We start from the raw sequence: 1,899 nt of genomic DNA on the forward strand, positions 1-1,899 counted from the left end.
GCATACGGTAAGTACGTGTCATTAAATGCACCTAGTATCTGCTCTTTTTCTTCCTCTGTTATCGTCTCAAGTTCAGATAACTTCCTTTCTGGGTTGTTGGCGAAAGAGAGTAAGACAACTTGTAAGCGCAATAACATTGCTTCTATTTCCTTTGATCCATAACGATTTGACGCATACTGCATCTGAAAACGCAAATACCCGTGTTCATAATTTACAATTAAGACTAAATCATAATCAGTTTGCTCCCGATAAGCTTCTATTTTTAGCCCAAGTCCCTCACTGTGTTGTGTCAATAAAGTCTCATCAAGCTCATAATTTTCAAAGGCATATAAGTACTTAATCAATTCTGATTTTTGCTTCGTTAAATTCATAATCTGCTGTAAGGGACAATAAGAATAAGCTGTACTTTGCGTTCCTTGCAGCTGCGTGCTGTGCAAAACTTCAACAACCCTATCATCTTCTGTATACCTGATTCTTGCGGGAATCGTCACGATAAATGGACCCACAATTTTTTCAATACCTCTAATTGCAACATGCCTGCCCGAAATTACCTTGCCATAAACAACATCTTTGGCACCTGTATACGCTTGCAGTACAATTCCCCAGGCTGTTTCCACAATCGTATTCATCGTAATATGATGGGTGGCAGCGAGATTTTGCAAACTTGCCGTCTGTTCTTTAGATAATTTCATTTCACTCAAAGAAACGGTTTCCACCGCTAGTGGCTTTTGCTCCATTGACTTTATATCCGCTGTTCCATCATAGTCGGATAACAATTTTTCCCAATATGCAATTCCTTCAATAGTATTTTGCTGCTCCAGCCACTTCACATAATCTCCATATTTTTCGATTCTCTTCTTATCAGTTTCCACTATCGACATGATAGATTGCAAGCTCTTTCCATGTTCAAGCATGTCATAATACGTTTTGAAATCACTGAACAAAATAGATAAACTCCAACCATCAATAATGATGTGATGAGTAGTCCATAACATCTTATATTGGTTTGCTCCAAAATGAACGAGCTTAACCCTTAATAAAGAATCGCGTTGTAGATCAAACCCGCGCTTCACATCAAGTTGCGCAATCATATCCATTTCATTGTTTCGATCATATGCCGCAATAACCGATAAATCTATCCGTTCATATTCTATTGTCCGGTTCTTAAGTATAATTTGTCTTGGCATAGTCAATTTCTCATATACGATGGAGGTTCTTAAAACGTCATGCTTCATCGTTACAAGTTCTATTGCCTCTTTTACCTTTTGTTCATTAATCAGACCGTTCAGTTCAAAACGATGCTGAACGACATAAGCGGTAGAATCCCCATTCATCAGCTTATGATACAGCATCCCTTCCTGTACTGGGGTAAGAGAGTAAATATTCTCGATATTGGAACCTAATACCATTTTTGAACTCATGTCCGCTCTCCACCTTATAGTAGATTTAATCTAGATCGAATAGCTCATTTATCATCTGGAGATCGTCAGCAACCAAATCAGTGGCATCCGTATCCGAGATCGTGATGGCAACCTCCTCCTGTGATGTACAAAATTGAATCGTAGCAATTAAACAATCATGGAATGTTTCAATAAATAGTTGTATCTTCCCAGCAGACAACTTGCTCTTGTCATAGACAATGCTGAAATGCAGCTGTTCTTTTAGCAAGCTTCCGTTAATATTGACTTTACGGTTTACAATATTTTCTTCGGCTGATCCCTTACCCGAACTAAAAAAGTGTAGTTTTCTCCCCTTCGCCTCCGCGTCCATTTGCCCCATGTAGTTAAACATAATTTCAAGCGGTCTGACCGGCAATTGTTCCTGAAATAGACCATATCCAAGGCCTCGGTTCGGGATTTTACGCAGCATCTCTTTGGTTGTAATGATACTTTCTGCTAT

General features: G+C 38.9%; 2 protein-coding genes. Both read right to left on the bottom strand.

All coding sequences use genetic code 11. The features are described from left to right. Positions 1-1,421 (bottom strand): condensation domain-containing protein (locus HMPREF1207_RS00010; RefSeq protein ID WP_016423325.1); only part of this gene is annotated, 1,421 nt, incomplete at its 3' end. Positions 1,422-1,446: 25 nt separating this feature from the next. Then, positions 1,447-1,899 (bottom strand): condensation domain-containing protein (locus HMPREF1207_RS00015; protein ID WP_036739325.1); only part of this gene is annotated, 453 nt, incomplete at its 5' end.

Origin of the sequence: Paenibacillus sp. HGH0039, assembly GCF_000411255.1 — a bacterium.
Lineage (GTDB): Bacteria > Bacillota > Bacilli > Paenibacillales > NBRC-103111 > Paenibacillus_F.